We start from the raw sequence: 12523 nt of genomic DNA on the forward strand, positions 1-12523 counted from the left end.
CGTCAAGATTAAATTCCGAAACCCCAATTGCGAAAGCAGTTGGGGTTTTGTTTTGGCCGCAGGAAAGTGCCTGGAGAAACCTCCAGCCGTCTCGACCGGAACCATTGGGGAAATCCTTCTGAAATGACCGCCCGGTTTTTGGTATGGTGCAGCTCGTTTTTTAACGGACTGATGTCATGCCCAAGGATCGGCGCTTATTTTTTGTCAAAGAGTGGCTGCAGAAATGCCTGAACCCATCCCTATCAAGGACCACGAAAAAGAGACGCGGCTGGTCAACAAACGCCTGATCGCCTGTGCCTTGTTCGTTTTCGCCATCAGTTGTGCCCTGGTGGTACGCCTGTACATCCTGCAAGTCGTCGAGTTCGATTACCACTCGACCATCTCTGAAAACAATCGCGTCCATGTCCTGCCGATCCCGCCGACACGCGGCCTGATTTACGATCGCAACGGCGTGTTGCTGGCCGATAATCGTCCCAGCTACAACCTGACCATCACCCGCGAACGGGCGACTGACGTCAATCAAGAGCTGGATGAAGTCATCAACCTCCTGCACCTGCCCGCCGAAGACCGCGCAGTCTTTGACAAAGCCATGAAGCAGTCGCGTCATCCGTTTACACCCGTAACGCTGTTCTATGAGCTAACCGAAGAACAGATCGCCGTGCTGGCAGTTAACGAGTTCCGTCTACCGGGCCTGGATGTCGAGCCACAATTCGTTCGTAACTACCCGTTGGGTGCGCACTTCGCACACTCGATCGGTTACGTTGGCCGTATCAACGAAAAAGAATCCAAAACCCTCGACTCCGTCGAATACCGTGGCACCCAATCCATCGGCAAGACGGGTATCGAACGCTTCTACGAGCCACAGCTGCACGGCCACGTCGGTTACGAGGAGGTAGAGACCAACGCACAAGGTCGAGTACTACGGGTCCTGAAACACACCGATCCAATACCAGGCAAAAACATTGTCCTGAGCCTCGACGTCAAACTCCAGGAAGCCGCCGAAGCCGCACTGGGCGACCGTCGCGGCTCGGTCGTTGCACTGGACCCCTCTACCGGCGAAGTGCTGGCCATGGTCAGCAACCCGAGCTTCGACCCCAATCTGTTCGTGACCGGTATCAGCTCCAAGGAATATTCCGCGCTGCGCGACTCCATCGACCGTCCGCTATTCAACCGCGTGCTGCGCGGTCTGTATGCACCCGGTTCGACGATCAAGCCGGAAGTGGCCATCGCTGGCCTCGACGCCGGTGTCGTCACTCCACAAACCCGAGTCTTCGATCCGGGCTACTACCAACTGCCGGATTTCGACCACAAGTATCGCAACTGGAACCACAGCGGCGACGGTTGGGTAGACATGGATGCAGCGATCATGCGGTCCAACGACACCTACTTCTACGACCTGGCGCACAAGCTCGGCATCGATCGCCTTCACGACTACATGGCGATGTTCGGCCTTGGCGAGAAAGTCTCGCTCGACATGTTCGAGGAGTCACCGGGCTTGATGCCGTCCCAGGCGTGGAAGCGCGCCACCCGGCGTCAGGCCTGGTTCCCCGGCGAAACCGTGATCCTCGGTATCGGCCAGGGCTACATGCAGGTCACGCCGCTGCAACTGGCTCAAGCCACCGCACTGATCGCCAACAAGGGCGTCTGGAACCGTCCGCACCTGGCCAAGACCGTCGACGGTGTGGCGCCGGTGGACGAGCATCCGATGCCGAACATCCTGCTCAAAGATCCCCGTGACTGGGAGCAGGTCAACCACGGCATGCAGATGGTGATGCACGATGCCCGCGGCATTGCTCGTGCGGCAGCGGCCGGTGCGCAATACCGCATCGCCGGCAAGAGTGGTACGGCGCAGGTGGTGGCGATCAAACAGGGTGAGCGTTACAACCGCGAGAAAACCCTCGAGCGACATCGTGACAACGCCCTGTTTGTCGGGTTTGCCCCGGCCGAGCATCCGAAAATCGCGATCTCGGTAATGATCGAAAACGGCGAGGCTGGTGGCCGAGTCGCAGGTCCGGTGGTGCGGCAGATCATGGACGCCTGGCTACTCGACCAGGACGGTCACCTCAAGCCGCAATACGCGGCGCCGACCAAAGCGCCGGGCGATCCTCACGTGTAACCCGCTAAAGCTTCACAGCACAGGCTCACGCAAGCTGAGCATGTGCTGGAAGCTGTCGAGGAATACCGTTTCCGCCTGAGTCATCTTCTGCTCGCGGTTCCACAGCAGCTGAATATCGAAATCCACCACCCCATCCTCCGGCGGCAAGCGCCACAGCAAACCCTGTTCGACATCCCGTCGCACCAGGTGAATCGGCAAGCAACCAATCCCGAACCCTGCACAGATCAGGCGATAAATCTCTTCGAAACTGGTGGAGGAAGCAACGATCTTGCCGGTAAACCCCTGCTGGTCACGAAACAGCGTCAATGGCGAAAGATTGCCGCCGAGCTGATCGCTGGTGAAGCTGACGAAGTTCTCCGCCGCCAGTTGCTCCAGCGTCAGATTCTGCTGCCCGAACAGTCGATGTCGCTGTCCGCAAAAGTACGCATAGCGCTCACGAAACAGTACCCGTTGCTCCAACCTTGGTTGGGGTAATCGACACAGTCCGACCCCCACCGTAGCGGTCTTCTGCAGCAATGAACTGATGATGTTCGAGCTGCCCATCACCTCGACTTCCAGCTCGATTTTCGGGTGAGTTTCGTGGAAGTCCGCAAGAAACTCATCGTAATGCCGCGCCTGAACGCCACTGACGGTGAGGATACGGATCTTGCCCACCACGTCGTCATGGCGATTCTCGACCACGGTGCCCAGACGGGAAATATCCCCGTAGATGTCCGCCGCAATCCGCAGGACTTCCTCCCCGGTTTCCGTCAGATCAAAGCGCCGTCCGCTGCGCGCAATCAGTACACAATCCAGTTGCTCTTCGAGACGTTTCAACGCCTGACTGACCGCCGATTGGGTGATGTGCAACCGCGCAGCAGCGCGGCTCATGCTGCCTTCCTGACCGATCACCAGATACGTGCGAAGCAGGTTCCAATCCAGCCGGTCATTGAGAAAACGCCGACCGACCCAGGGATTAGCAGTAGAAGTCATGTAGTAGTCACGCTAATAGTAAAGATAAGTTTTTGAAAATTGACTAATCCTGTCACGGAAGCGATAAAGCCCACAAGCGCCACAGAGCGCGACCGTCAGCCGCTTCGACACCTGCCCAAAACTATAAATACACAGGGTTCTTGCATGCACACCACCGCTCAGCCGAGTCGCGCCGCGGCAGCTGCCTTCATTGGCACGACCATCGAGTTCTACGATTTCTATATCTACGCCACCGCCGCCGCACTGGTGCTCGGGCAAGTGTTCTTTCCCAGCAGTGACCCGGTGACCAGCACCCTCGCCGCATTCGGCAGTTTCGCCGTCGGCTTCATCGCCCGCCCGATGGCCGGGATGGTGTTCGGGCATTTGGGCGATCGTCTGGGTCGCAAGAAAATGCTGTTGGTGACCATGGCGCTGATGGGCCTGGCCACCGCCGGCATCGGTCTGCTACCGAGCTATGCCAGCGTCGGCATCTGGGCGCCGATCGGGTTGATCGTATTGCGCCTGATCCAAGGCATCTCCGTCGGCGGCGAGTGGGGCGGGGCGGTGTTGATGGCCAGTGAGCACGCGCCGGCCAAACGCAAAACCTTCTACGCCTCGTTCGCCCAGCTCGGCAGCCCGGCGAGTTTGCTGCTGGCGTTGATCGCGTTCCGACTGGTGACGTCGCTGTCCCCGGAAGACTTCCTCGCCTGGGGCTGGCGTCTGCCGTTTTTCGCCAGCGGCGTGCTGATGATGGTCGGGTTGATGATCCGCTCCGGGGTGCATGAATCGCCGGAGTTCGCCAAGGCCAGGGACAACAACGAGACGGCGAAATACCCGGTGAAAGACGTGTTCCGTCAGTGCTGGCGGCAGATCCTGTTTGCTGCCGCCGCCGTCACCATCGGTTCGGCCGGCTTCTTCTTCACCAACACCTTCATGATCACCTACGTCACCCAATATCAGGGCATCCCGCGCTCGACCATTCTCGACTGCCTGTTCCTCGTAACAGTCATTCAACTGCTGTCGCAACCGTTATCGGCGCTGCTCGCCGAGCGCATCGGCGAAGGCCGATTCCTGATGCTGGTCGCGTTGCTGTGCATGGTCACGCCATACCCGATGTTCCTGCTGGTCGGCACTCAAAACATTCTGTTGATGACCCTCGGCATCGCCGCCGCGGTGGTGATTCTCTCGGCCCTGTACGCGGTGATCGCCGGATACATGACCCAAGCCTTCCCGGTGCATCTGCGTTACTCGGGCATTTCCATCGCTTACCAACTGAGCTGCGCACTTGCCGGCGGCAGCACGCCGCTGATCGGCACGCTGCTGGCCAGCAAGTTCTCCGGGCAATGGCTGCCACTGGCGGTGTTCTTCACGTTGCTGTCGGCCCTGTCTCTGATCGGTGTCTGTGGCCTCGCACGTCTGCGGGCCAACCCGGTCACCCTTCATACCAACAAAGAGGTGTATTCGTGAGTAAGCCCGCCCACATTGACCCGATCGAATGGCAAGCCCGTTGCGAGCTCGCGGCGCTGTACCGCCTGATCGCGCACTTTCGCATGACCGACCTGATCGACACCCACCTCACGCTGCGGATTCCGGGGCCGGAGCATCATTTCCTGATCAATCGCTACGGGGTGATTTTCGACCGCATGCGCGCTTCCGATCTGGTGCGCATCGATCAGGACGGACGCATCGTCGACCCTGAATACGCCGGGCATCGGGTCAACGCTGCCGGCTTCGTGATCCACTCGGCGATCCACATGGCGCGCCCGGATCTGAACTGTGTGATCCACACTCACACCGCCGCCGGCATGGCCGCCGCTGCGCAGAAACAAGGCCTGCTGCCGATCAGTCAGCACGCGCTGAAGTTCTACGGAAAACTCGCTTACCACACCTACGAAGGCATCGCTTTGTCGCTGGATGAGCGCGAGCGGTTGATCGCCGACCTCGGCCCGCATCGGGCGATGATCCTGCGCAATCACGGCCTGCTGGTCGGCGGTTCCGGCGTGGCCCAGGCGTTCCAGGAAATCCATTTTCTGGAGCGTGCCTGCCAGGCCCAAGTGCAAGCGCTGGCCGGCGGTTGCGAGCTGCATTTCCCGTCGCCGGAAGTCTGCGCCCACACCGCCGAGCAGTTCGACCGCGATGAACAGGACAACATCATCGACCTGGCCTGGGAGGCCGCACTGACCCTGATCGAATCCCAGCGCGAGTCCTATCTGTCATGAACACCGTTGCACTGATGTCCCGCGATACGCTGTTGCTCAAACAATTGCAGGAAGCCTTTGCTCGCCGTGCGCCGCAGCTTTCGGCGGTGCTGGCTGACGATCCCCGTGCGGTGAATGCGCAGATCGCAGCGTGCTGGTTTCCGTTGCCGGACAGCCTCGCCGCGTTGCCCAATCTGCAAGTGATTCACTCGGTCGCCGCCGGCATCGATCATTTGGAGCACGATCCGTCATGCCCGGATCTGCCGGTGTGCCGGGTGGTCGATCCCGGTCATCGCCAAGGCATGACCGAGTATGTGCGCTGGGCGGTGATTCATTTTCATCGCGGCTTCGATCAAGTGCTGGAGCAACAACGCCAACAGCATTGGGAGCGACCGCTGCAACGCCCGGCCCATGAGTTCCGGATCGGTGTGATGGGGCTCGGTTCGCTCGGCAGCGCGATCGCCCAAGACCTGGCCAACGCCGGTTACGAGGTGCGTGGCTGGGCGCGCAGCAAAAAGGATTTACCGGGCGTGCAGACCTTCGCCGGCACTGACGCCTTCAATCCGTTCCTCGACGGCGTGGAGTTGCTGATCAACCTGTTGCCGCTCACCCACGATACTCGCGGCATCCTCAATCATCAGACCTTCGAACGGCTGGCCAACGGTGCGGCACTGGTCAACGTCGGGCGCGGCGGGCATCTGAACATCGAGGATCTGCAGCAGGCGCTGGCCCGTGGAAAAATGCGCGGGGCACTGCTCGATGTCTTCGAACAGGAACCGCTGCCCGCCGATCATCCGTTGTGGAAAACTCCGGGCGTGACCATCACCCCGCACATGGCTTCGGCGGCGTCTCATGACTGCATTGCGGAGCAGATCGCCGAGAACTTCCGCCGTCTGAATGCCGGTGAGCCTTTGCTCAACAGCGCGGATCGGCTACTCGGTTACTGATCCGCCAGACAGGCCTGCAAGCGTTCGATGAACAGCGTCTCGGCGCGGCTCATGCGCTGCTCGCGATTCCACAGCAGATGAATGTCGACATCGGCAATCCCCTCGTGGGGCGGCAGGCGCCAGAGCAATCCGGCCTCGACGTCCGCCGCCACCACATGCTCCGGCAAACAACCGATACCGAACCCGGCGATCACCAGTCGCCGCACCTCTTCCAGGCTTGGCGAGGAGGCAACGATGCGTCCGCTGAAGCCCTGTTGATCGCGAAAAATCGTCAGCGGCGAGAGCATGCCGCCAATCTGGTCGCTGGTGAAACTGACGAAGTTCTCACGCTGCAGATCGCCTTCGCCGATGTCCTGTCGGCCAAACAGCGCGTGGTGTTTGCCACAGAAAAACGCATAGCGTTGACGCAGAAACAGACGCTGTTCCAGACGCGGTTGCAGGCGGCGATTGAGGCTCAGACCAAGGGTCGCGGTTTTCTCCTGAAGCGCGCTGACGATGTCCGAACTGCGCATCACATCCACCTCCAGATCCACCCTCGGATACTGCCGGTGAAAGTCAGCGAGGAAGTCATCGAAGCGCTCGGAAAAGATCCGACTGATGATCAGCAGTCGCACCTTGCCGATCACCTCGTCGGCCGGTTGCTCCAGCAGGCTGCTGACCTGGGACATCTGCCCGTAGATCTCGCCGGCCAGTTCGAAGATCTGCTCGCCGACTTCGGTGAGGGCAAATCGTGGGCCGCGTCGGGCGATCAACTGGCGACCCAGTTGCTCCTCAAGACGCTTGAGCGCCTGGCTCACCGCCGGTTGCGTCAGGTGCAGACGCGCGGCGGCGCGGCTGATGCTCAGCTCCTGACCGATCACCCGAAAGGTGCGCAACAGGTTCCAGTCGAGGCGGTCGTTGAGCAGGCGCTGGACGTCGCGTTCGGCCATGGGATTTCTCGATTATAAGGAAGGGTAATACTCGGAATAATAAATAGAAAATTGACTAATCATAGCCCCGGGACGATAAATCACCCCACGACAGGCGCCGCCAGAGCGCCTTGGATTTACGTTTTCCTCCTGCCAAAAAAACAATCAAAGGAGCCCGACCCATGAAGCCCCACGCTTCGAACCAGCCGCGCCGTGCGGCGGCCGCAGCCTTCATCGGCACCATGATCGAGTGGTACGACTTTTACATCTACGCCACCGCCGCCGCGCTGGTGTTCGGTGCGCTGTTCTTTCCCTCCGACGATCCGCTGTTCAGCACCATGGCCGCGTTCGGCACCTTCGCCGTGGGCTTCTTTGCCCGGCCACTGGGCGGGATCATTTTCGGTCATATCGGCGACCGCATCGGCCGCAAGAAATCCCTGATCATCACGCTGCTCATGATGGGTGTGGTCACGGTGTGCATCGGTCTGCTGCCGACCTACGCGCAGATCGGCGCGACGGCTCCGGTGCTGCTGATTCTGCTGCGTATCGTCCAGGGCATCGCCGTCGGTGGCGAGTGGGGCGGGGCGGTGTTGATGGCTGGTGAACATGCTCCGAAGGGCCGGCGCAATTTCTTCGCCTCGTTCGCGCAACTGGGCAGTCCGGCGGGTTTGATTCTGTCGCTGCTGGCCTTCAGCGCGGTGACCCGTTTGCCGGAAGAAGACCTGATGAGCTGGGGCTGGCGTCTGCCGTTCCTCGCCAGTGCGCTGTTGCTGCTGGTGGGCCTGGCGATCCGACTGGGCGTGAACGAATCGCCGGAATTCCTCGCCAGTCGCGAGCAGGCCAGCAAGCAAATCAAGAATGAACAAGCGCCGGTGATGGAAGTGTTGCGCACCGCGTGGCGTCCGCTGTTGCTGTGCATCGGTGCCAACACGCTGGGCATCGCCGGGGTGTATTTCACCAACACCTTCATGATCGCCTACACCACTCAGCAACTGGCACTGCCGCGTTCGTTGATTCTCGAATGCCTGTTCTTCGTCGCGATCATCCAGTTCTGCGTCCAGCCGCTGGCCGCGTGGACGGCGGAGAAGATCGGCGCGACGCGTTTCCTGTGCCTGGTGTCGCTGCTGGCGATGGCCTCGCCGTACCCGATGTTCGTGCTGGTGAGTTCGGCCCAGGCGCCGCTGATCATCCTCGGCATCGCGCTGGCGGTGGTGTGCATGGCCTCGTTCTACGCAGTGATCGCCGGCTACGTCAGCGGCATGTTCGAGACCCGCGTGCGCTACACCGCGATCTCGCTGGCCTATCAGATTTGCGGCGCGGTGGCCGGTGGGCTGACGCCGCTGATCGGCACGATGCTGGCGCACAAATTTACCGGGCAGTGGTGGCCGATGGCGGTGTTCTACAGCCTGATCGCCGGCATTTCGCTGGTCTGCGTGCTGTCCCTCGCTCGTCGTCACGCCAACGTCCATCGCGCGGAAATGGCCCGTGCCTGACCCGGAATCTCAGGAGAACCTCATGTTGAAAATCAATGGCGAACGCCTGTGGGCGAGCCTGATGGCCATGGCCGAAATCGGTGCGACAGCCCGAGGCGGCAGCTGCCGTCTGGCATTGAGCGACGAAGACAAGGCCGGTCGCGAACTGTTCGCCCACTGGTGCCGCGAAGCCGGCATGACCCTGAGCGTGGACGCCATCGGCAACCTGTTCGCCCGTCGCGCCGGCACCGATTCGGACGCCGCGCCGGTGATGATGGGCAGCCACCTCGACACCCAGCCCGAAGGCGGGCGTTTCGATGGCGTCTACGGTGTACTCGCCGGTCTGGAAGTGGTGCGTTGCCTAAACGACCAGAACATCCAGACCCGCAAACCGCTGGAAGTGGCGGTGTGGACCAACGAAGAAGGCGCGCGCTTCACCCCGGCCATGTTCGGCTCGGCGGTGTTCACCGGGATCATGGATCTGAACGCCGCGCTGACGGTACGCGATATCGATGGCATCAGCGTCGCCGAGGCTTTGCAGCGTACCGGTTACGCCGGTGAGCGTCCGTTGGGCGGCGCGGTGGACGCGTATTTTGAAGCGCACATCGAACAAGGCCCGATCCTCGAAGACAACGCCAAAAGCATCGGCGTGGTCACGGGCGGTCAGGCGATCCGCTGGCTCGACGTGCGCGTGGAAGGCATGGCTGCCCACGCCGGTACCACGCCGATGCCGCTGCGCAAAGATGCGCTGTACGGCGTGGCGCGGATGATTCAGGCGATTGAAGGTCTGGCGGCGGATTTTGCCCCCGAAGGTCTGACCACGGTCGGCGAGTTGAGCATCAATAAATCCTCGCGCAACACCATTCCGGGGCTGGTGAATTTCACCGTCGATCTGCGTCATCACCGCGACGACGCCATTGCCGCCATGGAGCAACAGGTCCGCGCCCGGTTGCAGGCCATCGCCGATGGCCGAGGCCTGAACCTGGCGATCACCCAGCACTGGAACAGCCCGGCCACGCCGTTCGACGCCGAATGCGTGGCAGCCGTGCAAGAAGCGGTGGATGCGCTGGGCTACGCTCAGCAGTCGATTGTCAGCGGCGCCGGGCATGACGCGATTCACCTCGCGCGCTACTGCCCGACGGCGATGGTGTTTATCCCGTGCGTTGGCGGCCTGAGTCACAACGAAGCCGAAGACGTGTTGGCCGAAGATGTGAAGCAGGGCACCGATGTATTGCTCAACGCCGTACTGGCCCGTGCCGGTCGAATCGAACAGGGAGCCTGAACCATGCGCAGTTTTTTCCACCCCGAACAATTGCTCCACCATCCACGCAGCTATTACTCGCGCGGGCAGATGCGTACGCCGCAGGAAGTTCCCGAGCGTGCGCAACGTCTGGTGCAGGCCGCCCACGGTCTGGGCTTCAGTGTCGAGCAACCCGCCGATGCCGGTCTCGCGCCGTTGCTGGCGGTGCATGGCGCGCCGTATCTGACCTTTCTTCAGGAAGCGCACGCACGCTGGAAGGAAATCCCCGAAGACTGGGGCGATGAAGTGATGTCGAACATTTTCGTCCGCGAGCCCAACGCTTTGCGCGGCATTCTCGCCCAAGCGGCGCGCTATCTGGCGGACGGCAGTTGCCCGGTCGGCGAGCAGACCTGGCGCTCGGCCTACTGGTCGGCGCAAAGCGCAGTGGCCGGGGCGCAGGCGTTGATTGATGGCGAGCCGGCAGCCTACGCCTTGTGCCGTCCGCCGGGGCATCATGCCCGGGCCGAAGCGGCGGGCGGTTTCTGCTACGTGAACAACGCAGCGGTGGCGGCGCAGGTGCTGCGCGACAAGTTTGAAAAAGTCGCGGTGCTCGACACCGACATGCACCACGGCCAGGGCATTCAGGAGATTTTCTACGACCGCGATGACGTGCTCTACGTCTCGGTGCATGGCGATCCGACCAACTTCTATCCCGGCGTCGCCGGGTTCGCCGACGAACGTGGCAGCGGCGCGGGGGAGGGCTTCAACCTCAACCTGCCGATGGCCCATGGTTCAAGCGAAGCGGATTTCCTTGGGCAACTGGAAGTCGCTTTGGCTGCCGTGCGCGAGTTCGGCGCTGGGGTGCTGGTGCTGTCGTTGGGCTTCGATATCTATGAGCTGGACCCTCAAAGCAAGGTCGCTGTGACCCGCGAAGGTTTTGCAGCACTGGGCGAGCGGATCCGCAGCCTGGACCTGCCATGCCTGATCGTGCAGGAGGGCGGCTATCACCTGGAAAGTCTCGAAGACAACGCCCGGGCGTTTTTCGTGAATGCTGAGGTGTGGCAGATCTGAAATTGATGTGATCCGACAGGTCGCCATCGCTGACAAGTCAGCTCCCACAGGGGTTTGTGCAGTTGCAGTTTTTTGTGATCGACACAAAAACTGTGGGAGCTGGCTTGCCAGCGATGAGGCCTTCAATAACTCTGGAAGATCAGGCTCCGGGCACCGGGCAGCTCATGTCACCTTCCTCACACTTCAAATACTGCTTGAGCGCCTCGGTTCGCGTCTTTGTCACTGAGGTGATGCAATTGTTGTAGATCAACGGATAAACACTCCCGCCTGCCACCCCGGATGCCGAAAACTTGCACTCGGCATCGCGAAAGCCGATCCACGCCCGTTGCGCGCTTACCAGCAGTTTCTTGCCATCAGGGTTGTCCTTCAACCGAGCGGTAATCTGCTGATAAACCGTATTCAACTCCTTGTCCGCCGCCTTGTTTTCCTGCGCGGCGCACTGGTTCATGGTGGCCTGATCGCTGGCATTAGCGCAGTCCACGGCAGCGTGAGCAACGGAAGTGAAAAGAAAAGGCGTCAGGGCCAGAAGCAGGCGTGGGGACATGAGTCATCTCGCTTTGATGAATGAACGTGCCGGGCAGTTTAGCGACTTCATGGCGCTAAGAAGGTGTGCGATGTCTGGATGCGTTGAGCAACCGTTCGGCAGTCGCGGCGATCTCTTCTCCGTCATGCAGCTTTTCCAGCCACCCGGACGGGATTCCCTGCACACCATAATGGGCGCCGGCCAACTGGCCGACGATGGCGGCCGTGGTGTCTGCGTCATCCCCCAGATTGGCCGCTCGCAGGACGGCTGCGGCAAAACTGTCGGTGTGGTGGAAGCACCATAACGCCGCTTCCAGGGATTCGACGCAGTAACCGCTGCCGCGAATGTCGCGCTCGGTCTTGTGCAGGTACTCGCCCTGGGCAATCGCCGCGACCTTGGACTGGCTGAAGGCTGTTGGCGGCAGGGTGCGCAGTTGCGCTTTCGATGCGCCTTCCAGGGCCTTGCCGAGCAGGTCGGCAAACAGCTGGCAGCATTCGATGGCCTCCGGTGCCGCGTGCGTGGTGCGCGAACTGTCGGCGGCGAATCGCCTGATTTTCCGGGCATCGGGGAAATAAAACAGAACCACGGGCACCAGTCGCATCAACGAGCCATTGCCGGCACTGTGCGGGTCAGTAGAGCCGGCAAACGGCTCTCCGGTGTGTTGATAGCGATCCAGCGCCTGACTCACGGTCATGCCGATATCGAAACATTCGCCGGTCGAACTCAGATAACCCCATTGCCACCAGTTCAGATAGCGGCCCATCTGGTCGGCGGCATCGAAGCCGTTTTTGTTCAGCAGACTTTCCGCCAGGCACAACGCCATCGAGGTGTCGTCGGTCCATTGTCCGGGCTTCAGGCGAAACGGCCCGCCACCGGCCATGTCGGTCAGGGGCTGGAAGCTGCCGCGCGGCTGGAATTCGACGGTGGTTCCCACGGCATCGCCGCAGGCCAGGCCGAGCAGGGCGCCACGGTAACGTTCGGGGAGGGAGGGCTGCATGATGACGTCCTTGTGTCGTTCAGTTCGCTGCGAACGTTATCAGTTTCGCAACGCTGATCCGTGCGCATTCTGACGAACCGGCGCCGCAAAATACTGCCGG

General features: G+C 61.1%; 11 protein-coding genes. 7 read left to right on the plus strand and 4 right to left on the minus strand.

The annotated features are described in order from the left end of the window. Window positions 1-223 precede the first annotated feature (223 nt). The gene (gene mrdA, locus ACODTD_RS21820) at window positions 224-2116 is read left to right on the plus strand and encodes a penicillin-binding protein 2 (protein WP_011335218.1); all 1893 of its coding nucleotides are present in this window, start codon (window positions 224-226) and stop codon (window positions 2114-2116) included. A gap of 12 nt (window positions 2117-2128) precedes the next feature. On the opposite strand, the gene ACODTD_RS21825 is transcribed toward mrdA, so the two are convergent. Then, complete coding sequence (locus tag ACODTD_RS21825; protein ID WP_011335217.1) at window positions 2129-3088, minus strand: LysR family transcriptional regulator; 960 nt, start codon at window positions 3086-3088, stop codon at window positions 2129-2131. 144 nt (window positions 3089-3232) lie between these two features. Between ACODTD_RS21825 and ACODTD_RS21830 the strand changes: the two genes are divergently transcribed. The 3 genes from ACODTD_RS21830 to ACODTD_RS21840 are packed head-to-tail and all read left to right on the plus strand — an operon-like array spanning window position 3233 to window position 6212. Then, window positions 3233-4534: an MFS transporter gene (locus ACODTD_RS21830; RefSeq protein WP_489105193.1), complete on the plus strand. Its 1302-nt coding sequence runs from the start codon at window positions 3233-3235 to the stop codon at window positions 4532-4534. Then, window positions 4531-5286 (plus strand): class II aldolase/adducin family protein, encoded by a 756-nt coding sequence (locus ACODTD_RS21835; RefSeq protein ID WP_489105194.1) that lies wholly within the window; start codon window positions 4531-4533, stop codon window positions 5284-5286. The genes ACODTD_RS21830 and ACODTD_RS21835 overlap by 4 nt, the downstream gene beginning before the upstream one ends. Beyond that, a complete protein-coding gene (locus ACODTD_RS21840) occupies window positions 5283-6212 on the plus strand; it encodes a 2-hydroxyacid dehydrogenase (RefSeq protein WP_489105195.1) in 930 nt (309 codons plus the stop codon). The genes ACODTD_RS21835 and ACODTD_RS21840 overlap by 4 nt, the downstream gene beginning before the upstream one ends. Here ACODTD_RS21840 and ACODTD_RS21845 read toward each other — a convergent pair. After that, window positions 6206-7141, minus strand: a complete 936-nt coding sequence (locus tag ACODTD_RS21845; protein ID WP_489105196.1) for a LysR family transcriptional regulator — start codon at window positions 7139-7141, stop codon at window positions 6206-6208. The genes ACODTD_RS21840 and ACODTD_RS21845 overlap by 7 nt on opposite strands. A gap of 161 nt (window positions 7142-7302) precedes the next feature. Between ACODTD_RS21845 and ACODTD_RS21850 the strand changes: the two genes are divergently transcribed. From ACODTD_RS21850 to ACODTD_RS21860, 3 genes are read left to right on the plus strand one after another with little or no spacing between them, the layout of a single operon-like run. Continuing rightward, the gene (locus tag ACODTD_RS21850; RefSeq protein WP_011335212.1) at window positions 7303-8613 is read left to right on the plus strand and encodes an MFS transporter; all 1311 of its coding nucleotides are present in this window, start codon (window positions 7303-7305) and stop codon (window positions 8611-8613) included. Window positions 8614-8635: 22 nt separating this feature from the next. Then, window positions 8636-9874, plus strand: a complete 1239-nt coding sequence (locus tag ACODTD_RS21855) for a Zn-dependent hydrolase (RefSeq protein WP_221614294.1) — start codon at window positions 8636-8638, stop codon at window positions 9872-9874. Window positions 9875-9877: 3 nt separating this feature from the next. Further along, a complete protein-coding gene (locus ACODTD_RS21860; protein ID WP_221614295.1) occupies window positions 9878-10903 on the plus strand; it encodes a histone deacetylase family protein in 1026 nt (341 codons plus the stop codon). Window positions 10904-11042: 139 nt separating this feature from the next. On the opposite strand, the gene ACODTD_RS21865 is transcribed toward ACODTD_RS21860, so the two are convergent. Both ACODTD_RS21865 and ACODTD_RS21870 read right to left on the minus strand, forming a co-directional pair. Continuing rightward, a complete protein-coding gene (locus ACODTD_RS21865) occupies window positions 11043-11447 on the minus strand; it encodes a lysozyme inhibitor LprI family protein (RefSeq protein ID WP_221614296.1) in 405 nt (134 codons plus the stop codon). A 55-nt stretch (window positions 11448-11502) separates the two neighbouring features. After that, a complete protein-coding gene (locus ACODTD_RS21870; RefSeq protein ID WP_221614297.1) occupies window positions 11503-12423 on the minus strand; it encodes an ADP-ribosylglycohydrolase family protein in 921 nt (306 codons plus the stop codon). Window positions 12424-12523: the final 100 nt, after the last annotated feature.

The sequence above is a fragment of the Pseudomonas sp. FG35 genome (genome assembly GCF_057809295.1).